Here is a 19,802-nt window from a genome sequence, read left to right as displayed (position 1 = left end):
ATATGACCGTGGCACTTCCGCGACCGGGCCATCCCCAACTGGAGGAGATCGTCATGGCAAGCAGCAACCGCGCCGTCGTGTTCCAGAACGTCAAGGACATGCGCGTCGAGACCCTCGACTTCCCGAAGCTCGAGATGCCGAACGGGAGGAGCGCCCCGCACGGCGTCATCCTCAAGATCGTCGCCACCAACATCTGCGGCTCCGACCTGCACATCTACCGCGGTTCCTTCCCCGTACCCCAGGGCATGGTGATGGGGCACGAGATGACCGGCGAGGTCGTTGAGATCGGCTCCGACGTCGAATTCCTCTCCGAGGGCGACCTGGTCTCGGTTCCCTTCAACGTCGCCTGCGGCCGATGCCGCAACTGTCGTGCCCGCCACACCGAGGTGTGCGAGACCGTGAACCCCGACGTGTCCTGCGGCGCCTACGGGTTCAACCTGGGCGACTTCCAGGGTGGGCAGGCGGAGTACCTGTTCGTCCCCTACGCCGACTTCCAGCTGCTCCGCTTCCCGGACAAGGACCAGGCCATGGAGAAGATCCGTGACCTCGCCCTGCTCTCGGACATCCTGCCCACCGCGTTCCACGGCCTCATGGAGGCCGGGGCGAAGCCCGGCTCGACCGTCTACATCGCCGGCGCCGGACCTGTGGGACGCTGTGGCGCCGCAGCAGCCCGCCTCCTGGGCGCTTCCTGCATCATCGTCGGTGACTACCACCAGGACCGGCTGGACCTGATGAAGAACAACGGCTGCGAGACCATCGACCTCAACCAGGACGTGCCGCTGACCGATCAGATCGAGGCCATCCTCGGCGAACCCATGGTGGACTGCGCCGTCGACTACGTCGGCAACGAAGCCCACGGGATCGGCAGTGAGGCCAAGGACATGAGCCCCGCACACGCCATCAACCAGGTCATGGACGCCACCCGCGCAGGCGGTGCCACCGGCATCGTCGGCGTCTACGGCCCCGACCCGCTGGCCTCGTCCAAGGCCGAGCAGGAGGGCACCTACCCGCTCGACTTCGGCAAGGCGTGGATCAAGTCGCCTCGGATCTCCGGCGGCCAGGCCCCGATCATGCACTACAACCGTGAGCTGATGATGTCGATCCTGTGGGACCGCATGCCCTACCTCAGCGACATGCTCAACACCAAGGTCATCAGCCTCGACGAGGCCCCCGACGCCTACGCGAAGTTCGATACCGGTGTCTCGGAGAAGTTCATCATCGATCCCCACGGCATGATCCCCGCCTGATCCCGGGCCGGCTCTGTGCACGGATCCTTCGCCGATCCCGTCCTGGACGATGCCCGGGGCGGGCCTGGCGCCGGTGGGGCCAGCATGCCGGAGCTTCAGCGGCGGTGACGAGTGCGTAGGGGGTGTGATCGGGGGAGACGGGGGCAGGTCGCTGCAACGCTCCTGACGCCCCTCACCCCCCGATTCGGATCGCATCGCGGGGCGAGGGTGGACGATCACTGGTGCCAGGGCCGTCGGCTCGCGCACGTCGCGGAGGGACCGGTGTCACCGGCGCCGGTCCTGGCGGGCAGCTCCAGCGGGGGTGTCACGCGGACGAGCGCCGCTCCACCACGGGTCCGGCGCGGAGAAGGTCCGAGGGGACCGCAGCGACATCGCCCACGGCGGGGCCGTTGGGATGCGCCGCGGCGCCGCCCGGCACGTCACGATCGCCATGACGCGGATCGAGCGCTTCTGCGTCCACCGCACCCGGTGGGAGGGGAAAGGGTCCGGGCGTGCCGTCACCTGCCCCTCACCACGGGATGCGGTGGGCGGTGGTCACCTGATGGCGGAGCGGATGGCGGCGGCAGCGCCGGCGACGTCCGATGCGCCGTAGATGGCGCTGCCCGCGACGGCCACGTCTGCTCCCGCCCGCTGGACGGCCTCGACGGAGTCCGCGCTGACGCCGCCGGCGACGGAGAACGAAACTCCGGCGGCCGCGCCGGCGGCGAGCAGGGCGTCGAGGCTGTAGCCGTCCTCCGCCTGCTCATCGTGGCCGGCGTGCATCTCCACGAAGACGGCGCCGAGGGCGACGACCTCTCGGGCCCGTGCGGCCTTGTCGGACACGCCCCAGCAGCAGTTCGTCCTCTCGAGCGGAGGCAAGACGAAGCACTGACGTGCGGTGAGTGTCTACGTTTGCTGCGGTTGGTGACGGCGGAACGTCACCAACCGCAGCAAACGTAGACAGCTGGGATCAGTACTCGCCCTTGATGACGAAGTACGACCCGCGGATCTCGCCGGCCAGCTTCTACTTCTGGCGCGCGAACTTGAAGCTCGAGAGCTCCTCGGGCACCTCCATGCCCTGGCTGAGCTTGAACCCGACGGCGCGCTTTCCGCCGTCCTCACGCGTGTAGAGCACGTTGATCGACAGACCCGACTCGTAGAACACGTGCACCCACGTGATGCCGTCGACGTCGTTCTCACTCACCTCGAGCGCGGGCGACGCGATGACGATGTCGCGCTCCTCCTTGAGGATGCGCGTCACCCATTCCAGCAGTTCTGTTGCGTCAGAGGCCTTCTCGACGACGAACGTCGTCTTGTACTTCGTGTTGAAGTAGCGCGCCTCGTTGGCGCGCAGCCCCGCGAGTGCCTCGGCGACGGGCGACGACTCGAGCCCCTCGGTCGACACCTCGACGAAATCGACGACCTGACCCACACCCACTCCTCGCGTAGTTCCGATTGCGCCGAGGGTACCCACCCCGCCTTCCGCGCCACCGACGACGCGCAGCGCCGAGAACTCGAACGTTGGGCGCGCACTACGATTCACCTCATGCCCACTTGGCGAGGAAAGCCGATCACCGCGGGGCCGCTCGCCGTCCTGCGCACGGAGCAGACCGGCACGCCCCTGCGCACCGAACGCGACAACACGCCCTTCGAACCCGTACGTGACGAGGACGAGCGTCCGCCTGAGTCGACGATCGTGCAGAGCACCATCTACGACGACGGCTACACGCTCGCGGAGCCGGCCTCGATCCGCGAGACCTTCGAGCATCTGCGCAAGCCCGACCGGCGCGGCAACCCCGTCGCCTGGATCGGCATGACGCACCCCACCGCACGCCAGGTCCAGACCGTCGCGGAGATCTTCGACCTGCACCCTCTCGCCGTCGAGGACGCGATCGTCGCGCACCAGCGGCCGAAGGCGGAACGCTACGGCGGCGCCCTCTTCGTCGTCCTGCGCCCCGCCACCTACGACGACACGTCGGAAACCGTGAAGTTCGGCGAGGTGCACGCCTTCATCGGGCCCGACTTCGTCATCACCGTCCGCCACACCGCGCAGCCCGAGCTCGGTGCCGTGCGTCAGCGCTTCGAGAAGAACCGGCACCTTCTCGCGGCCGGCCCGCAGGCGATTCTCTACGGCCTGCTCGACTTCGTGGTCGACGGTTACGCGCCGGTGCTCTCCGGGCTCGAGAACGACATCGACGAGATCGAGACACAGGTTTTCGAGTCCGATCCCAACGTGTCGCGCCGCATCTATGAGCTCTCGCAGGAGGTCATGGAGCTGCAGCGCGCCGTGAAGCCGCTGCACCGCGTGCTTGCCGGCCTCGAGCGCGGCGCAGAGCAGTACGGCACCGACCCCGAGATCATCGCGCTCATGCGTGACGTCCACGACCACGTCACGAGCGTCATCGAACGTTCCGACGGCTTCCGCCAATCGCTCTCGGAGATCCTGCAGCTCAACGCGATCCTCGTCGCGCAGGTGCAGAACGACGACATGAAGCGGCTCGCCGAGGTGGCCAACACGCAGGCCGACGAAGTGAAGAAGGCCTCGTCATGGGCCGCCATCCTCTTCGCACCGACGATCGTCGCCGGCATCTACGGCATGAACTTCGACAAGATGCCAGAACTCCATTGGTTCTTCGGCTACCCGTTCGCGCTGCTGCTCATGGCGACCGTTTCGACCGTCATGTGGCTCATGTTCAAGCGCAAGGACTGGCTGTGACGCCCGCGTCGCCGCGGCTCACCTGGCGGCAGGAGTAGCCGTGCGCCTGTGGAGCCTGCACCCCTCCCAGCTCGATCGTCGCGCGCTCGTGGCCGGTTGGCGCGAGGCGCTGCTCGCGCAGAAGGTGCTCGCCGGTGGAACGCGCGGATACACGCATCACCCGCAGCTGCAACGGTTTCGGGCGACCGACGACCCGCTCGTCGCCATCGCGACCTACCTGCACGCCCTCGCCGACGACGCCGATGCCCGCGGCTATTCGTTCGACCGTTCCCGCGTGTCACGCCCCGCCGATGAGGGCCTCCGCCTGAGCGTCACCGCTGGCCAACTCGACTACGAGTGGCAGCACCTGCGCGCGAAGGTCGAGACTCGCGACCCGGAGTGGTTCGAGGCGGTCGTCGTCACCGCGCGCCCAAAACCGCACCCGCTGTTCGACGTCGTGCCCGGCGACGTCGAGCCCTGGGAAGTTCGCTGACGCCGAACGAGAACGAGCACCGCACCCGCGCGGCTGCGCGTCGGTGAGGTGCTCGCCCTCGTCAGCGAACGCCGAGTCCGACGACCGCTGGCTCCGATCAGTAGGAGCTGAACCCGTCAGGGCTGAGCGTGTGCTTCTCGTTGCCGGTGATCGGCGGGTTGAAGATGCTGAGCAGTTCCATGTCCTCGTGCTCGGAGGCCCGCAGGTAGTGCGGGTCGTGGTTGTCGAGGACATAGACCGTGCCCGGCGTGATCTCGTAGACGTTGCCGTTCGTGTCCTCGACGTTGCCCGAACCCGAGATGCAGTAACAGGATTCGAGGTGGTTGCGGTACTCGAGCTTCGACTCGGTGCCTGCACGCACGAGGGTGCGGGCGATCGCGTAGCCCATCTTGTCGTCCTCGGTGACGAGGCGGTGGCTCGTGCCACTTCCCCACTCGACGGCTTCGACTTCTTCCATGGAGCGCGTGAACATTCATTCCTCCTCGGGTCGTCAGCCCCGCAGGAAATCAAGCTCTCGCGCAAGCCGCTTCGGCGCGCTGGCAGGGCCGGTGAAAGTTCGTGCTCGCGTTCCACCATGCCAAGCTCGGCGGCAGAACCCCAGCCGATTAGCAATATTGGTTGGCGTTTGGCATGATGCCCCTTCGCCTTCGTCAGGCTGTCGCGCGGCCCAACTCCACGAGGCGCGCAACACCCGCACCACTCAACCCCTCCGTGCGAGGTGCCCGGCCCGTCGCCACCATGAGCAGGTCGAGCGCAGAGCCTTCGACGACCGGCCCGTCGCCAGCGGAGAAGTCTGCGTCCGTGGCGACGGGCCGAACGTCACCCAACAACTCCTTGGCCCCGTCGAAGCGCTGCGGGGTATGCAGTTGACAGTCCAGCGCGTCGAGAACGGACGCGACGGGATAGTCACGCTCGATACCCAAAGGGCGTCGGATGTCCTCTCCGTGCGCGATCTCCTCGACGAGGCGGCTCGCCTTCGGCGCGGGCGGACCGGAACGCCGGGAGGCGACGTCACGCAACCTCTGGTGCGTCTCCTCCGGCGACGAACCCTTCGCAGCAGCGACGCCGTTCGCGTTCTGCCGGTCGAAGTCGAACCGCGCCTTGACCATGGCGACGACCAGCCGCAGCGGGGTCGTCTTCGCATTGTCGACGAGGTGAGCCGCCACGTCGTGGATCGTCCACCCGGCCGCGAGCGACGGCTGCTCCCAGGCCTGCGCGGGCAGACCTGCGAGGTCGGCGATGAGCGCCCGACGCTCGTCATGGACACGACTCCAGATGTCACTCATGCGAGCAACCTACCGGCTGACTCCGCATCCCCGTTGACGCCGATCGGCGCGCAACCCGATGCAGGTTGCGCGCCGATCGATTCGTAACGGAACGGGTCAGGCCTTGGCGGCCAGTTCCTCGTCCGTACGCGGCGAGCGGTGCAGACGCAGCATCTCGTCGTAGGTGTCGGTGACCTCCTTGGACGGCGCCGGCGTCACGAGCGAGACGACGATGGCCGCGAGCAGGCCGAGGAGGAAGCCCGGCACCATCTCGTAGAGGTGCTGGTCGCCGAACAGGCCCCACTTGGTGTCGAGCTCGAACTTGCCCCAGACGAAGGAGACGACCGCACCCGTCACAAGGCCCGCGAGGGCGCCCTGACGATTGAGGCGGCGCCAGAACAGCGACAGCAGAACGAGAGGACCGAACGCCGAACCGAAGCCGGCCCACGCGAACGCGACGAGCTCGAGGATCGAGTCGTTGCGCTGCATCGCGAGCAGCATCGCGACGACGGCAACGATGCCGACGCCGGCGCGACCGGCCCACAGCTGCTGGTTCGCCGTCATCGGACGGCTCTGACGGATGCCGGCAAGGTCCTCGACGAGCGCGGAACTCGTGACGACGAGCTGGCTCGAGATCGTCGACATGATGGCGGCGAGCACGGCGGCGAGCAGGAAGCCCGCGACGGCCGGGTGGAACACCTGCTGGGCGAGGTCGAGGAAGACGGTTTCACCCTTCTTCGTGTCGGTGAGGTGCGCGTCCTTGTGCTTCTGGAAGTATGCGAGGCCCGCGAGCGCCGTGAAGATCGCGCCGAGGACGCACAGGAGCATCCAGCCGATACCGATGACGGTGCCGACCTTGGCGTCCTTCGAGCTGCGCAGCGCCATGAAGCGCACGATGATGTGCGGCTGACCGAAGTAGCCGAGGCCCCACGCGAGCGACGAGACGACACCGATGAAGGTGGCGGACGCCGTCAGGGAGGTGAACTCGGGCTTGATCTGGCTGACGGTGTCGAACATCTCGCCCGGGCCCCCGACAGCGAACATCGCGATGAGCGGAACGAGGATGAGCGACGCGAGCATGATGAGGCCCTGCACCATGTCGGTGTAGGTGGCGCCGAGGAAGCCGCCGAACAGGGTGTACGCGAGCGTCACGCCGGCGACGAGGAACATGCCGAGCATGTAGTTGCCACCGAACGTCGACTCGAAGTACGTGCCGCCGGCAACCATGCCGGAAGCCACGTAGAACGTGAAGAAAACGAGCGTGACGAGGCCCGCGGCGACGCGCAGGGCGCGGCTACGGTCGTCCACACGATTCTCGAAGAAGCTCGGGATGGTGATGGAGTTCTTCGCCAGAGCCGTGTACTCACGAAGGCGCGGGGCGATGAACAGCCAGTTGACGGCCGCACCGATGAGCAGGCCGATGGCGATCCACGACTCGACGAGGCCGCTCATGTAGAGCGCGCCCGGCAGGCCCATGAGGAGCCAGCCGGACATGTCCGAGGCTCCGGCGGACATGGCCGCGGTGAACGGCCCGAGGCGACGGCCGCCGAGCATGTAGTCGTCACCGTCGTTGGTGCGGCGGAAGGCGAACAGGCCGATGGCCAGCATCGCGCCGAAATAGATCGTCAGCGCGATGATTTTGTACGTGGTGTCCATGGGGATCTCTCATGAGGCAGAAACGAACTCTCACCAGAGAACCAGGCGTCGTGGCGCAGATCACACTTCACACGCCCGAAAGGGCGAATCGTTATAAGCCCGTTGGGTGACCGTGTGCCTCGAGGGGTGAGTCAGCCCGTCGCGCCGCCCATGGCGATGATGCGTTTGGCCTCCTCGAGGGCCCCGGCGAAGGCGAGGTCGGGGCGCGTGCGCATCAGTTCCGTGGCGCGGGCGTGCTCCGCGACGGCGGACTCAGGGCTTTTCATGGCGGCTTGAACGGGCGTGACGGCAGGCTCGCCGAGGCCGAGCAACGCGACGCTCAGGGCCATGCGGACGCCGTCGTCACCGCGGCCGAGTTCCTTGACGAGCTCGCCGGCGAGGGCGCTCACCTCGTCGTCGGGCACGAGGGCAGCCGCGGCGCGCCAGGCGGTGCGGGCGAGGTCGTCGTCGGGGTCGTGGAGGAGGTCGGCGGTGATCCACGGCCAGGCACGGCGGTCGCCGATCTTCGAAAGGGTGTGGACGGCCTGGGTGCGCGCGAAGAGGTTCTTCGACGTGAGTTCGCGCTGCAGGCGCGGCAGGACGTCGTCGGCCGGCAGGCGCGTGAGCGCCCAGGAGAGGTTCTCGCGGACGAAGAAGTCGGGTTCGACTCCGCACCGGCGCACGAGGGGCTCGACGAGGCTCGGGTGCGGGTGGGTGCCCGCCGCGAGGGCTGCGCGCAGTCGCAGCGACTCGTCCTGCGACTCGAGCGCGCGGGCGATGCTGGCGGCGTAATCGTGCTCTTCGGCTGAACTCACGCGACCCAGTAGACACGAACGCGGCCGACGATCCCACCGGCGAGTGACGCGGAAACGTCAGGTTGTGCACGAAATATCACGCACAACCTGACACTTTCGCGATCAATCAGCCGCACCCGAGCCGCGCCGCGACGCCTGGGCCGCCGATCTCGGCGATGACGTCCGGGTCGCCGACGACGATGAGCTGCTCCGTTGCACGTGACATGCCGACGTAAAGGCGTTCGCGGGCGCGTTCCTGGCCGACCTTCTCGTTGACGCACAGGATGACGACGCGACGCTCGAGCCCCTTGCAGCCGAGCACGTGGCCGTAGAAGACGTCGTCGCCGTCCCAGAACGAACGCCAATACCCTTCCTGGCCGAGCGATTCCTGCTGTTCGACCTGGACGGGGTGGCGCCGACCGGTGGTGAGCAACGCGATGTCGGTCGCCTCCCAACCGTCCTCGAAGAGGCTGTCGACGACGTCGTCCGCGGCATTGATCGCCTCGTCCGACGTACACCGGACGAGTTCCACGTCGGGCCCGGAGTCGCCGCCGGCGTACATGCGCGCCGGCGCGAGGGGACGGAACGCCTCGGCGATCTGTTTGGTGTTGCGTAGGTTGCGGTCGAGAACGAGCGGCACGAGCGCCATCGGCGGGCGACCGAAGCGATCGAAGACCCGCTGGTTCTCGTCGGAGTAGACGTAGAGGCCGCCCTGGTCGGGGTCGCGTAGGAGCGCGACGACGGGCTGCCACCACAGGTCGGCGAAGTCCTGCGCCTCGTCGACGACGAAGGAGTCGAACCTCTTACCGTCGGGCAACTCGGCGGCCTTTGCGGCGATCTGCTCCGGCAGCTCGCGCTCCCAGAAGTCGGGGTTGTCGCGAGCGCCGAACTCGTCGATGCCGCAGTAGCGTCCCAGCTCCTCGAAGGTGCCGACGAACGCGGGACGCTGGTGTCGCGGCCAGGTCTCAGTGAGCCGCTTGAAGTGGGCGGCGAGGCCGATCGAGTAACAGACGAGGGCGACGCGCTGCGCGGGCGATTCCGCACTGCCGCGCGCGAGTTCGCGCGCCTGGGCGAGGGCGAGCACGGTCTTGCCACTACCGGCACCACCCCGAACTTCGACGCGGTTGAGCAGGCGCGTCACCTTGAGCAGAGTGGCCTGCTCGGCGGTGAGGCGTTCGGCCCGCGCTTCGTGTTCGGCGGCGAGGGCGACGACGTCACGCACGGGAAGGCTGCGTCCCGCGAGGATCTCGCGGAGGAGGTCACACTGCGCCGCGCTCGGCACGGCCAGGTCGCCCTTGCGCGCGGCTGCTTCGAGCCGAGCGGGGAGGTCGTCCATGTCTCGGCGGCCGTGGACGGCCCAGCGCGGGCTCTCAGGGGCGGCGAAGTCGTCGGCGAAGTCGGTGTACGGAGCGATGAGCGCCTTCGTCCAGCGCACGCGGCCGCCGGACCACCGCGGGTCCTCCTCGACATAGCGCCGCAGTTCGTAGAGGCCGTCGGAGACCTGGCCCATGGGATCGATGCTGCGTGTCTGCCCACCGGAGGTGAGCCACCAGCCACCGTCCTCGTAGTAGACGCTGCCGCCCTTGACTTCGGCAACGACGATGCCCGCGTCTGGGATGAGGACGACGAGATCGACCTCGTGGTCGCGCCGCTCCGTCATGAGGCGCACGTTGGCGACGACCTGCCAGTCGGGCGGCATCGCATCGGTCAACGTCTGCCAGACGTGGCGTTCGGATTCGGTGGTGAACGTCGGCTTCGTCATCGTCACCTCAGGCATCGTCGGGGTGGACGCCCGGCACGGCGCGCCCTGACAACCAGTCTCACCGACGGGTTGACGCAGTGGGCGGAGTTCACGCCGAACCGGTCGATGGGTTGGCTGACGCCGAAAGGTCAGGTTGTGGACGAAATATCACGCACAACCTGACCTTTTCACGGTCATTCAGCCGACCCGATGTCGAGATGCGACCAAGTCTGCACGCGATCAGCGGGACTACTCTGCGCAGATCGGCGGGCGGCGGGCGACTGTGCAAAGTAGTCGTCACGGGGGGGCAGCGACGACTCTGGTCGCTCGCTCAGGGTTGGGGAGACCGGCGACTAGGCACCCTCGTCCGGGCTAGGCTACGACGGTGAGTGAACTTCCGGCGCTCGGGCGCTTTACGGTCGTACCGCTGCGTGAGGTGTGGAAGCACGAAGCCCACCAGTTCACTCAGTGGCTGCTCCAGAACGCCGACGTGCTCGCCGACGTCCTCGGAATGGACCTCGAGCTGGACGAGGCGGAGTACCGAGTCGGTGGGTTCGCGCTCGACCTGATCGGCAGAGACATGCAGACCGGGGAGCAGGTCATCATCGAGAACCAACTCGAACAAACTGACCATACGCACCTAGGCCAGTTGCTTACGTATGCCGGCGGCACCAAGGCCAAGACCATAGTGTGGTGCGCAGCGTCTTTCCGCGACGAGCACCGCGCCGCCTTGGACTGGCTCAACGAGAACACGATCGAGGAGATCCGCTTCTTCGGTGTCGAGATAGCCGCCGTCCGCATCGGCGAGTCCACCCCTGCGCCCCAATCTCGCTTGGTGGTCAAACCCAACGACTGGACCAAACGAGTCCAGGGAGCGAAAGAAGCTTCCAGCGCCACTGGGCGCTCTCTCGCGTACGAGGCTCTTTGGGCGACCGTGTTGCAAACGGTAACTACCAAGGACCGCTCGTGGACACGCGCCCGGGCGGCCCAGCCGGTCAACTGGATGACCCTGCCCTTCGGCATGTCGTCCGCTTGGTACCACTTCGTATACGCGGATGGGGTACTCCGCGTCGAACTTTACTTCGGATCCGCCGACGCCGAACTCAACGCACGCCAGTTCAGCGACTACAGCACACAACGCTCCCAGATCGAGAACGACTTCGGCGGCAGCCTCGAGTTCCTCCCCCTCCCTGAGCGCAAAAGCTGCCGGATCCAAGTCACGTCGGACCCCGGATGGGACATTTTCGACCACAGCCAATACCCCGCCATGGCCCAATGGTTTGTTGACACCTTCTCACGCTTCCGCGCTGCAACCCAGGCAGCCAAGAAGCGGCTTGAGAATGTGCCCTCCCTCTGAATCATCGTCGGGGCTCGGCGCCATGGGCGCAGGGTCAGCCACTCCGCGGCATCGCGGCCACAGCCGCGTCTCAAACTGCCACCAGGGCCGCCAAGGCCGTCCACCAGCGCAACTTTTCGGCGTACGGCATGCTCGCGTAGGCACCGCTGCTGTTCGGTAGCACGAAGACCCTGCTCGTGCCGAGGGTCCATGGTTGTTCGCCAAGAGCAACGGAGCCGCCGTAACGGAGTATGCGTGCTGCCTCCCGCCCCGCGGTCAAACCGTTGAACGCCACCCAGCGTGGGCAGGCTGCCACCAGGTGAGCCGCCACCCCCGCAGCCCCGCTGAAGTCCAGTCCGCGATCGTGGCTCTGGGCAACGCCCTTGACTAGGTCCGTGATGCCGATCCCGAAGTCAAACAGGGAGGCATCCTCCTCCGGTGCTAGGAGCCTGGGCGTGAGTTTTGCTTCGTGAAGTAGCTGCCAGAACCGGTTTCCCCTCCCCGCGTAGTAGTGGCCTCGCTCGGCAGATGCGGTCCCGACCGCGGTACCCACAAACACCACGCTGAGTCCGGGGCCCAATATGTCAGCGAGGGCAGGCTCATTGACGCCATCGCGACGGTGTTCTCCTGGCACGATCCCGCCCCCCCGCTCTTCATCGGCCCACGATTTCGAGATGACGGAGCCCTCGGGCCAGACCAGTCGCGGTAGGCGAGGCCCCGCGAGCGACAGCGCGTGACGCGCCGCCGCATTGAAGACCTGCCGAGAACCCAACCGGGTCGCGGCCTCGTGGGCGCCAACCGCCGGCTAGTGCCCGGCCTGCACAACCGCCACTGGAACAGCGGTGTTGTCGAGTTTTCCATTTCCGAGTTGACCGACCTGGTTGGCCCCCCAGCAGAACACGTTCTTCTCCTTGGTGGCGGCACAGGAGTGCGTGTCTCCTAGGGCAATGCTCGCGGTTGGGGTGGGGAGCCCCCTGATCTGCGTGGGAGTCACGTCGATTGGCGTAGCCCCGCCGGTTTGACCGTTGAAGTTGACGCCCCAGCACCAGACGTCGCCGCTATTGGCGAGTGCGCAGGCGTGATCGCCTCCGGTCGATACCTCGGAGATGCCGGTCCCTAGCCCGACGACCGCCATGGGGGCGGTGAGGTACTGCGCGCTGCTTCCAGACCCCAAGCTGCCACCCAAGTTCCACCCCCAGCACTCGACGCCACCCCGAGCCGTCACCGCGCAAGTGGAATTGCCACCCGGGCTGATGCTGGTCAGCCTGCTCGTGGTGCTTACGCGCTGGGGCGTGTTTGCGTTGACGAGCGTGCCGTCGCCCAGCTGCCCATACGAGTTGTCGCCCCAGCACCAGCCCACGCCGTCGCGCGCAACGGCGCACGTCTGGTTGCCGCTCGCGCGCAGCGACTTAACCTTGCCGGGAAGCTGGACGTGAACAGGTGTGCTTGAGTTGGTGCTCGTTCCGTCACCTAGCTGCCCCTGCATATTCCATCCCCAGCACCACGCGCCACCGTCGCGCGTGAGGGCACAGGTGTGGTTGTAGCCAGCCGTGATTGCGGTGACCTTGCCGTCGATGCCCTCCACATTCACCGGCGCAAGGGAGTCCATGGTCGCCCCATTGCCCAACTGCCCCGTCGAGTTCCAGCCCCAGCATTCGATGCTCCCGTGACGCAAGAGGGCACAGGAATGGCCAAGGCCGGTCGCAAGCGCGAGTACACCGCCAGCAAGCTGTTCTTCGGGATGATGGGCGTCGCCCGCTCGGAGGCGACCACGCTGAACGACCCGTCCGCGCACTCCGTCCCTCCCACCCCTCGGTGGCGGCAACATCGACATCCGCCACCTCGGGCTGGACAGCACCTTCTACCTGCCCGTGGCGGCCGAGGGCGCCCTGTTCTACGTCGGCGACCCGCACCACGCGATGGGCCCGGGCGAGGGCACTCACTGCGATGGAGGGTTCCCTGCGCGGCACCTTCCGCCTGTCGGTCTGCAAGAAGGGGTCTGGGGATGCCCCGTCGGTCGCCTTCCAACCACCCCTTCGGCGAGACCCGCGACGCGTGGATCCCGATCGGCCTCAGTGACCCTGACGGCCTGGTCGGCGGCGACGACACCGACCTGAACGTGGGGCGATGCGCAGGGCGGTCATCAATGCGCTCGACCACCTGCAGGTCGACGTGGGCATCCCCCGCGCTGTCGCCTACGCCTACCTGTCGGCGGCCAGCGACTTCTACGTCAGCCAGTTCGTCGACAAGACCACCGGCGTGCACGGCCTGATCCGCAAGTCCGACTTCTGCTGAGACCGGGGCCCGACCGCCGTGACAGGGCTCATGGCGGCCGGTGGCACCGTCGCGCTCCGACGGGGTGCCGGCCTGCATGCCAGGGCTGGCACTCCAGCGTGCCTCCCGGGTTGGACGGTCAAGGCCGCGAAGCCGGTTCCGCAGGGCCCGGGAGGTGCCACCCGTCGCGTTCGACCTCCTTCTCCACACCTGCGTGTCGTCCACGCCCAGCACGGTGTGCTGGGCGTGACGGCCATGGTCGAGACCTCCCCGTCCTGACAGGAGGTGCGCTGCGCGTGCACCTCCACGTCGCGATGCCGACCGGTTGCGCCCGGCCCCTGGGCGTGGGGCCCGGGGTCGGCCTTCTGCTACGACCGGGGCAGGCCGGCCGACCACAGCGCCGCGGCGATCAGGGCGGGCTGGCCGAACAACCGCGCGAGTCGCTTGCCATCGGTGTCGAGGCCAAAACCGTCTCGCCGCGCCGCATACTGGTCGATGTTGCCGGGGAAGACCGCGGCATAGAACCCAGCCAGGGCACCACCGGTCAGCATGCGATGACGCGGCAGCGCCAGCATCGCGCTGCCGGCCAAGACTTCGGCGACGCCGGAGCCGATGACCACGGAATCCTTGTCACCGGGGAATCAGTCGGGCACCTGTGCCTGGAACTCCTGGCGCTTGAAGCTCAGGTGGGAGACGCCGTCGTAGACCATGAACGCTCCGAGCGCGATTCGTGCGAGTTCTTGGGAGCGGTGTGTGGTGGGCATGGAAATGATCCTCCTGGATGGTGGTTGTCACTCGAGTTGGGTGGACAGGTCGTCCAGGAATGCCTTCACCTGGACGAGCTTTTCTGGTGGGCCCGGGTAGAGCGCGAGCATCTGTGCGGGAACTCCGGTTGCCCTGCACCGCAGCGAACTCCCCTCCTGGGTCAGGCTGATCAGGCGGCGCCGTTCATCGTTGCCACTCCACGACCGGGTGACGAGACCAGCCTGCTCCAGCCGTCGCAGCAGGGGGGTCAGGGTGCCGCTGTCGAGGTGCAGCCGAGCTCCGATGTCATTGACACCGACGGGCTTGTCAGCGTGCCACAGGACGAGCATGACGAGGTATTGGGGATAGGTGAGGCCGATGTCCTCGAGCAGTGGCCGGTAGGCGCGCGTCACCGCCCTGCTGGCCCTGTACAGGGAGAAGCAGAGCTGGTGGTCGAGGTCGGGGATCTGGTCACTCACACCCCAATCCTACCTCAGACACAATCTGATTGTGCGCAATCCACTTGTGCGCTATGTTGTCTCTGCAATCGCGAGGCAGGAGAGGCCTCGCACAGACGCCGCCCAGGAGGCACCATGATCGAGATCGAGCCCGTCTACACCACCGAGGCCATCGCCACCGGCGCAGGCCGCAACGGCCACGTCCAGACCGCCGACGGCCGGCTCTCGTTCGACCTGGCCATCCCGCGGGAGATGGGCGGCAGCGGTGAGGGCGCCAACCCCGAACAGTTGTTCGCCGCCGGTTACGCCGCCTGCTTCCACTCCGCCCTGCAGATGGTGGCCCGCCACGCGAACAAGGATCTCGGCGATTCGTCGGTGGGTGCCCAGGTGAGCATCGGCAAGGCCGGTGAGGGGTTCGGCCTGGCAGTCACCCTTGAGGTCGTCATCCCCGACCTGCCCGACGACGAGGCGCAGCAGCTGGCCAACCAAGCCCACCAGGTGTGCCCCTACTCGAACGCCACCCGCGGCAACATCCGCGTCGACGTCGTCGTCGTCGACGACTGACCCTCCCGCCTCGCCGCGACACCAACGCGTTGGGCCCCACCCACCGCGCCACCTGCACCGCCCCAACCCATCGACACAACGGGGGCAACCATGACCACCTACCGCACACAGAACCCCTCGACAGGCAAGGTCGTCCGCAGCTGGGACTCCCTCGACCCACGCGAGGTGGGCACGGCCATCGACACCGCCGAGGAGGCCTTCACCTCCTGGCGGCGCACGAGCGTCGAGGAGCGCGCCGGTGTGCTGGCCCGGACCGCGCACCTGTTCGAGCAGAGGGCGGAGGAGCTCGCCGGAATCGCGGCCTCCGAGATGGGAAAGCCCGTCTCCCAGGGCATCGCCGAGGCGCAGCTGGTCGCCCAGATCTTCGACTACTACGCCCAGCGCGCCGACGAGCTGATGGCCGACGAGGTCCTGCCGGACCAGGGGGCGAACTCCTCCCGCGTGGAGAAGCAGCCCCTGGGCGTCCTGCTGGGCGTGATGCCGTGGAACTTCCCCTACTACCAGATCGCCCGGTTCATCGCACCCAACCTGCTGCTCGGCAACACGCTGCTGCTGAAGCCGGCCTCGATCTGCGCTGCTTCCGCCCTCGAGGTGGAAAAGCTCCTCGACCAGGCCGGTCTGCCGAAGGGAGTCCACCAGACGCTCCTCGTGGACAGCTCCCAGATCGAGGACATCATCGCCGACCCGCGCGTGCGCGGTGTCTCCCTCACCGGGAGTGAGGGCGCGGGGGCCTCGGTCGCCGCCGCAGCCGGCAAGCACCTCAAGAAGGTGGTGCTGGAGCTCGGAGGTTCCGACCCGTTGATCGTCCTCGGTGGTGACATCGACGCGGTGGCGAGCACCGCCGCCCGGGCGCGGTTGAGCAACGCCGGCCAGGCCTGCAACTCGCCCAAGCGGATGATCGTGCTCGACGAGTTCTACGACACCTTCGGCGACAAGCTGTCGGCTGCCTTCTCCGCAGCGGTCGTCGGGGACCCCCAGGATGGGGCCACCGACGTGGGCCCCATGTCGAGCACCGATGCCCGCGACGAGCTGATGGAGCTTGTCGACGATGCCGTGGGCCACGGCGCCCACGTCCTCGTCGGCGGCTACCCGCGCGAGGGTGCCGGCGCCTTCATGGAGGCGACCGTACTGACCGACGTGACCCGCGACATGCGGGCCTGGTCGGAGGAGCTGTTCGGACCGGTCGCGGTCGTGTGCCGCGCCGCGGACGTGGACGAGGCCGTTGCCCTGGCCAACGAGACCGACTTCGGACTGAGCGGCTCGGTGTGGTCCGACGACCTCGAACTCGCCGAGGCCACCGCCCGCCGCCTCGACGTGGGCATGGCCTACGTCAACGAGCACGGCACCAGCCTCGCCGGACTGCCCTTCGGCGGCGTCGGCCGCTCTGGCTTCGGCCGGGAACTGGGCGACTACGGCGTCGACGAGTTCGTCAACAAGCGTCTGGTCCGCGTTTCCGACCCCGTGGGTCCTGAGCAGTGAACCCCGCCCCAACCCGGGGCACAGCCACCCCTGACCATGGAACCACTCCACGAGACATCGAAAGGAAGATGCCATGTCCCGCATCCTGATGATCCTCACATCCCACGACCAACTCGGTGACACCGACCGTAGGACCGGTTTTTGGCTCGAGGAGTTCGCCGCTCCCTACTACGTGTTCCGCGATGCCGGACACGACATCACCCTGGCCTCGCCGAAGGGCGGGCGACCGCCGGTCGACCCGACCAGCACGCTGCCGCAGATGCAGACCGACTCCACCCGTCGATTCGAGGCCGACGACGCGGCCAAGGCTGCCCTGACGACCAGCACCCCTTTGTCGGAGGTTGACGTGAGTCAGTTCGACGCGGTCTTCTACCCGGGCGGCCACGGCCCGCTGTGGGACCTCGTGGAGGATCCCACCTCGCAGCAGATCATCCTCGACAGCGGCGCCGCCGGCAGGCCGCTGGGCCTGGTCTGCCACGCCCCCGGCGTGCTGCATGCCATCAAGAAGCAGGACGGGACGTCGTTCATCACCGACCGTTCGGTGACTGGCTTCACCAATGGCGAGGAGGAGGCCGCCGGGCTGACCGACATCGTCCCGTTCCTGGTCGAGGACTCCCTCAGGGAAGCGGGCGCCCGCTACAGCAAGGGCCCCGACGGTGACAGCTACGTCGTCACGGACGGCACGCTGGTCACCGGGCAGAATCCGGCCTCGTCGGCTGATGCCGCCCGCCGCCTCCTCGACCTGCTGACCCACTGACCACCACCCACCCACAGGAGTACAGGGATGACCACACACACCCGCGAGATCCACCTCGCCTCCCGCCCCGACGGGAAGCCCACCCTTGACAATTTCCGCACCGTCGAGGTCGACCTGCCCGATCTCGATGACGGTCTGGTCCTCGTCCGCAACACCATCATGTCGGTGGACCCGTACATGCGCGGCCGCATGAACGACGTCGAGTCCTACGTGCCCCCCTTCCAGATCGACCAGCCGCTGGACGGCGGCGCCGTCGGCACGGTGATCGAGTCACGGGTGGAGCAGTTGCCCGTGGGCACCAAGGTGACCCACGGCCTCGGGTGGCGGGAACACGCCATCCTGGCCGGTGATGCGGTGCGACCGTTGACAGCCCGGGGCGTGCCGGACAGCGCCTACCTGGGCGTACTGGGCATGCCCGGCCTGACCGCCTACGCGGGTTTGCTGCTGGCCGGCGAGATGCGTGAGGGCGATGCCGTCTTCGTCTCCGGCGCGGCGGGAGCAGTCGGCTCGGCCGTCGGACAGATTGCCAAGCTCAAGGGCGCTTCCCGGGTGATCGGCTCGGCTGGCACCCCCGAGAAGATCGCCCGTCTGGAGGAGCTCGGCTTCGATGCTGCCTTCAACTACCACGACGGCGACGTGACCGAGCAGCTCGCGAAGGCCGCCCCGGAGGGCATCGACGTGTACTTCGACAACGTCGGCGGTGACCACCTGGAGGCCGCGATCGCGAACCTGCGCACCGATGGCCGGGTGGCGATGTGCGGGGCCATCAGCCAGTACAACTCCACCGAGCCGGCCTCCGCCCCGCACAACCTGGCGCTGGCCATCGGCAAGCGGCTCACGCTGCGTGGGTTCGTGATCGCCAAGTACGCCGAGCAGGCGAGGGCGGACTTCGAGCGGGACATGGGCCGTTGGATCGCCGACGGCTCCATCCACTGGGACGAGACCGCCCGTGACGGTCTCGACGCCGCCCCACAGGCCTTCATCGATCTGCTGGACGGTGCCAACACCGGCAAGATGATCGTGAACCTCTGAGCAGGTCATCGGCTGCCTTCGTCCGCGGTGACATCACCACGGACAGTTGACCGGGGGGACCTCCGAATGGGCTGGGCGTTGGCATGCCCACGATCCTGCGGAGGTCCCCCCGGTGCGCCCCGAGGCCTGGTGGCCGCCAGGCAGGGGGTCGTCTCGAATGGCCGCTGCCCCCCGGTAGACTGGACGCATTGCTCCACAACCTCTCGCAACGCCTGGTGCAAGCCCCTGCGCTTCCTGCCATCCCGGCCGAGGCGGAGACCACGGCGAGTTCGACCCACCTGCACGGCGCCACAACGGCCGCGACGTCATCCTCATCAGCGCGGTCACCCTACAGCGAACTGTTCGCCTGGACCACCGGTGCTGGTCGGTTGGTGAGGGGGGCTGGCTCCGCGACGTCCTTCACGTCGACGCCTGAACGGCCGAGCTCCCGCATGCGGCGCACCAGCCTCAGCGTGGTGACGGCGGCCTGCTGGTAGCCGACGCCCCTCGGCGGCCGCACGTTGCTGATGCAGTTGCGCTCCGCGTCGTGGCGTCCGGGGCGTGGCTGGTGGGTGATGTAGATGCCCAGACTGTTGACGGCGCTGAGGCCCGGACGCTCGCCGATGACGACGAGCATCGTCTCGACGCCCAACTGCTCGCCAACCTGGTCGCCGAGCGCCACGCGCGCCTGCGTGGCCAACACCGGCGTGGCCACGCTGGGGCCTGACCCTTGTTCGTGGACACGCTGATTCCAGCATTGGCTGGGGAAGCGATATTATGAACCATGGCCAGAAAGAACTACTCCGAGGAGTTCCGCCGGCAGGCGGTCGACCTGTATGAGTCGACTCCGGGAGCGACGCCCCGCGGTATCGCGGAGGACCTCGGGATCGTCCGGGGAACGCTGCGGCAGTGGCTGGAGACTCACGGGACCGGGAAGAAAACGGCGGCTGACGGCACGCTGACAGACAGCCCGTTGCGGTCCGCGCCGACGGCTTCCACATCGAATCCTGATGAGCCGCTCGAGCAGCGCGTGGCACGGCTGGAGGCGGAGAACGCCCAGCTGAGAGCCGAGACGACGAAGCTCACCCCTGCACGCTGACGGGGACATTAGAGCTCGTTCTCGTTCCGTCACCGAGCTGACCGTCGGAGTTGTCGCCCCAGCACTCGACACCGCCACCGTCGGTTACCAGGCACGTGTGCGCCCGCCCGGCAGAAAGCCACCCATTCTCCCCGGAAGGGGAGGCGCTAGATGCAGCCGGCACGGCCGCACATAACGCAGCGGCCACTACGGCGAGCGCGCGGCGGACGGTGAGAGATCGCATCGTCGGAC

General features: G+C 67.6%; 21 protein-coding genes and 3 pseudogenes. 11 read left to right on the top strand and 13 right to left on the bottom strand.

Annotated features, from left to right (window positions below):
• Positions 1–53 precede the first annotated feature (53 nt).
• A complete protein-coding gene (locus AA983_RS04660) occupies positions 54–1,247 on the top strand; it encodes an alcohol dehydrogenase catalytic domain-containing protein (protein WP_047311246.1) in 1,194 nt (397 codons plus the stop codon).
• 534 nt (positions 1,248–1,781) lie between these two features.
• On the opposite strand, the pseudogene AA983_RS04655 reads toward AA983_RS04660, so the two are convergent.
• Together AA983_RS04655 and AA983_RS04650 are read right to left on the bottom strand one after the other, a co-directional pair.
• Positions 1,782–2,072: pseudogene (locus AA983_RS04655) on the bottom strand (3-hexulose-6-phosphate synthase); the annotation flags it as partial.
• 178 nt (positions 2,073–2,250) lie between these two features.
• The gene (locus AA983_RS04650) at positions 2,251–2,658 is read right to left on the bottom strand and encodes a hypothetical protein (RefSeq protein ID WP_047310905.1); all 408 of its coding nucleotides are present in this window, start codon (positions 2,656–2,658) and stop codon (positions 2,251–2,253) included.
• 114 nt (positions 2,659–2,772) lie between these two features.
• Between AA983_RS04650 and AA983_RS04645 the strand changes: the two genes are divergently transcribed.
• Together AA983_RS04645 and AA983_RS04640 are read left to right on the top strand one after the other, a co-directional pair.
• Positions 2,773–3,942, top strand: a complete 1,170-nt coding sequence (locus tag AA983_RS04645) for a magnesium and cobalt transport protein CorA (protein ID WP_082128684.1) — start codon at positions 2,773–2,775, stop codon at positions 3,940–3,942.
• A 40-nt stretch (positions 3,943–3,982) separates the two neighbouring features.
• Positions 3,983–4,414: a pyrimidine dimer DNA glycosylase/endonuclease V gene (locus AA983_RS04640; protein ID WP_047310904.1), complete on the top strand. Its 432-nt coding sequence runs from the start codon at positions 3,983–3,985 to the stop codon at positions 4,412–4,414.
• A gap of 97 nt (positions 4,415–4,511) precedes the next feature.
• Here AA983_RS04640 and AA983_RS04635 read toward each other — a convergent pair whose 3' ends face one another.
• The 5 genes from AA983_RS04635 to AA983_RS04615 all read right to left on the bottom strand — a co-directional run bounded on the left by AA983_RS04635 (position 4,512) and on the right by AA983_RS04615 (position 9,870).
• Positions 4,512–4,886, bottom strand: a complete 375-nt coding sequence (locus AA983_RS04635) for an ectoine synthase (protein ID WP_047310903.1) — start codon at positions 4,884–4,886, stop codon at positions 4,512–4,514.
• A gap of 178 nt (positions 4,887–5,064) precedes the next feature.
• Entirely contained in the window at positions 5,065–5,700 is a 636-nt protein-coding gene (locus AA983_RS04630; RefSeq protein WP_047310902.1) for a maleylpyruvate isomerase family mycothiol-dependent enzyme, read from the bottom strand.
• 96 nt (positions 5,701–5,796) lie between these two features.
• Positions 5,797–7,335: a sodium/proline symporter PutP gene (gene putP, locus AA983_RS04625; RefSeq protein ID WP_047310901.1), complete on the bottom strand. Its 1,539-nt coding sequence runs from the start codon at positions 7,333–7,335 to the stop codon at positions 5,797–5,799.
• A 131-nt stretch (positions 7,336–7,466) separates the two neighbouring features.
• Positions 7,467–8,129, bottom strand: a complete 663-nt coding sequence (locus AA983_RS04620) for a HEAT repeat domain-containing protein (RefSeq protein ID WP_052946862.1) — start codon at positions 8,127–8,129, stop codon at positions 7,467–7,469.
• A gap of 106 nt (positions 8,130–8,235) precedes the next feature.
• Positions 8,236–9,870 carry a nuclease-related domain-containing DEAD/DEAH box helicase gene (locus tag AA983_RS04615; RefSeq protein ID WP_231579539.1) on the bottom strand — a complete coding sequence of 545 codons (1,635 nt, stop codon included), beginning with the start codon at positions 9,868–9,870 and terminating at the stop codon, positions 8,236–8,238.
• A 364-nt stretch (positions 9,871–10,234) separates the two neighbouring features.
• Between AA983_RS04615 and AA983_RS04610 the strand changes: the two genes are divergently transcribed.
• Positions 10,235–11,206, top strand: coding sequence for a DUF4268 domain-containing protein (locus AA983_RS04610; RefSeq protein WP_047310899.1), 972 nt, complete (start codon positions 10,235–10,237; stop codon positions 11,204–11,206).
• A 70-nt stretch (positions 11,207–11,276) separates the two neighbouring features.
• On the opposite strand, the gene AA983_RS04605 is transcribed toward AA983_RS04610, so the two are convergent.
• Positions 11,277–11,747: a mismatch-specific DNA-glycosylase gene (locus AA983_RS04605; protein WP_323132707.1), complete on the bottom strand. Its 471-nt coding sequence runs from the start codon at positions 11,745–11,747 to the stop codon at positions 11,277–11,279.
• 243 nt (positions 11,748–11,990) lie between these two features.
• Positions 11,991–13,013, bottom strand: coding sequence for an RCC1 domain-containing protein (locus AA983_RS04600; protein ID WP_369798759.1), 1,023 nt, complete (start codon positions 13,011–13,013; stop codon positions 11,991–11,993).
• 43 nt (positions 13,014–13,056) lie between these two features.
• Between AA983_RS04600 and AA983_RS15980 the strand changes: the two genes are divergently transcribed.
• Positions 13,057–13,302, top strand: a complete 246-nt coding sequence (locus AA983_RS15980) for a hypothetical protein (RefSeq protein ID WP_369798747.1) — start codon at positions 13,057–13,059, stop codon at positions 13,300–13,302.
• 10 nt (positions 13,303–13,312) lie between these two features.
• A complete protein-coding gene (locus tag AA983_RS15975; protein WP_225911270.1) occupies positions 13,313–13,480 on the top strand; it encodes a hypothetical protein in 168 nt (55 codons plus the stop codon).
• A 347-nt stretch (positions 13,481–13,827) separates the two neighbouring features.
• On the opposite strand, the pseudogene AA983_RS04590 reads toward AA983_RS15975, so the two are convergent.
• Positions 13,828–14,223: pseudogene (locus tag AA983_RS04590) on the bottom strand (hypothetical protein).
• A gap of 27 nt (positions 14,224–14,250) precedes the next feature.
• Positions 14,251–14,682 (bottom strand): MarR family winged helix-turn-helix transcriptional regulator, encoded by a 432-nt coding sequence (locus AA983_RS04585; protein WP_047310897.1) that lies wholly within the window; start codon positions 14,680–14,682, stop codon positions 14,251–14,253.
• 114 nt (positions 14,683–14,796) lie between these two features.
• Here AA983_RS04585 and AA983_RS04580 point away from each other — a divergent pair, with 114 nt between their 5' ends.
• From AA983_RS04580 to AA983_RS04565, 4 genes are all read left to right on the top strand, one after another.
• Positions 14,797–15,225, top strand: coding sequence for an organic hydroperoxide resistance protein (locus AA983_RS04580; protein WP_047310896.1), 429 nt, complete (start codon positions 14,797–14,799; stop codon positions 15,223–15,225).
• Between the two features lie 90 nt (positions 15,226–15,315).
• Positions 15,316–16,704, top strand: coding sequence for an NAD-dependent succinate-semialdehyde dehydrogenase (locus AA983_RS04575; RefSeq protein ID WP_047310895.1), 1,389 nt, complete (start codon positions 15,316–15,318; stop codon positions 16,702–16,704).
• Positions 16,705–16,777: 73 nt separating this feature from the next.
• Complete coding sequence (locus AA983_RS04570; RefSeq protein WP_047310894.1) at positions 16,778–17,461, top strand: type 1 glutamine amidotransferase domain-containing protein; 684 nt, start codon at positions 16,778–16,780, stop codon at positions 17,459–17,461.
• Between the two features lie 27 nt (positions 17,462–17,488).
• Positions 17,489–18,493 (top strand): NADP-dependent oxidoreductase, encoded by a 1,005-nt coding sequence (locus tag AA983_RS04565; RefSeq protein ID WP_047310893.1) that lies wholly within the window; start codon positions 17,489–17,491, stop codon positions 18,491–18,493.
• Positions 18,494–18,821: 328 nt separating this feature from the next.
• On the opposite strand, the gene AA983_RS04560 is transcribed toward AA983_RS04565, so the two are convergent.
• The gene (locus AA983_RS04560; RefSeq protein WP_052946860.1) at positions 18,822–19,187 is read right to left on the bottom strand and encodes an ethanolamine ammonia-lyase light chain EutC; all 366 of its coding nucleotides are present in this window, start codon (positions 19,185–19,187) and stop codon (positions 18,822–18,824) included.
• Positions 19,188–19,256: 69 nt separating this feature from the next.
• Here AA983_RS04560 and AA983_RS04555 point away from each other — a divergent pair.
• Positions 19,257–19,568 (top strand): annotated as a pseudogene (locus AA983_RS04555) (IS3 family transposase); the annotation flags it as partial.
• Here the strand turns inward: AA983_RS04555 and AA983_RS15970 are convergent.
• On the bottom strand, positions 19,555–19,794 hold the full coding sequence (locus tag AA983_RS15970; protein ID WP_197078939.1) for a hypothetical protein: 240 nt from the start codon (positions 19,792–19,794) through the stop codon (positions 19,555–19,557). The pseudogene AA983_RS04555 and the gene AA983_RS15970 sit on opposite strands and share 14 nt — an antisense overlap.
• Between the last annotated feature and the right edge of the window lie 8 nt (positions 19,795–19,802).

It is taken from the genome of Dermacoccus sp. PE3 (assembly GCF_001021715.1).
Classification (GTDB): domain Bacteria; phylum Actinomycetota; class Actinomycetes; order Actinomycetales; family Dermatophilaceae; genus Dermacoccus; species Dermacoccus abyssi.
The sequence above is the reverse complement of the archived record's forward strand: the minus strand, read 5'-3'. Positions and strand labels throughout refer to the sequence as shown.

Excerpts from the sequence above, each read along its gene's own strand:
- AA983_RS15970 (WP_197078939.1), bottom strand. The coding sequence starts at position 19,794 with ATGCGATCTCTCACCGTCCGCCGCGCGCTCGCCGTAGTGGCCGCTGCG.
- AA983_RS04575 (WP_047310895.1), top strand. The coding sequence starts at position 15,316 with ATGACCACCTACCGCACACAGAACCCCTCGACAGGCAAGGTCGTCCGC.
- AA983_RS04630 (WP_047310902.1), bottom strand. The coding sequence starts at position 5,700 with ATGAGTGACATCTGGAGTCGTGTCCATGACGAGCGTCGGGCGCTCATC.
- AA983_RS04565 (WP_047310893.1), top strand. The coding sequence starts at position 17,489 with ATGACCACACACACCCGCGAGATCCACCTCGCCTCCCGCCCCGACGGG.
- AA983_RS04580 (WP_047310896.1), top strand. The coding sequence starts at position 14,797 with ATGATCGAGATCGAGCCCGTCTACACCACCGAGGCCATCGCCACCGGC.
- AA983_RS04660 (WP_047311246.1), top strand. The coding sequence starts at position 54 with ATGGCAAGCAGCAACCGCGCCGTCGTGTTCCAGAACGTCAAGGACATG.
- AA983_RS04600 (WP_369798759.1), bottom strand. The coding sequence starts at position 13,013 with ATGTTGCCGCCACCGAGGGGTGGGAGGGACGGAGTGCGCGGACGGGTC.
- AA983_RS15975 (WP_225911270.1), top strand. The coding sequence starts at position 13,313 with ATGCGCAGGGCGGTCATCAATGCGCTCGACCACCTGCAGGTCGACGTG.
- AA983_RS04645 (WP_082128684.1), top strand. The coding sequence starts at position 2,773 with ATGCCCACTTGGCGAGGAAAGCCGATCACCGCGGGGCCGCTCGCCGTC.
- AA983_RS04615 (WP_231579539.1), bottom strand. The coding sequence starts at position 9,870 with ATGACGAAGCCGACGTTCACCACCGAATCCGAACGCCACGTCTGGCAG.
- putP (WP_047310901.1), bottom strand. The coding sequence starts at position 7,335 with ATGGACACCACGTACAAAATCATCGCGCTGACGATCTATTTCGGCGCG.
- AA983_RS04635 (WP_047310903.1), bottom strand. The coding sequence starts at position 4,886 with ATGTTCACGCGCTCCATGGAAGAAGTCGAAGCCGTCGAGTGGGGAAGT.
- AA983_RS04570 (WP_047310894.1), top strand. The coding sequence starts at position 16,778 with ATGTCCCGCATCCTGATGATCCTCACATCCCACGACCAACTCGGTGAC.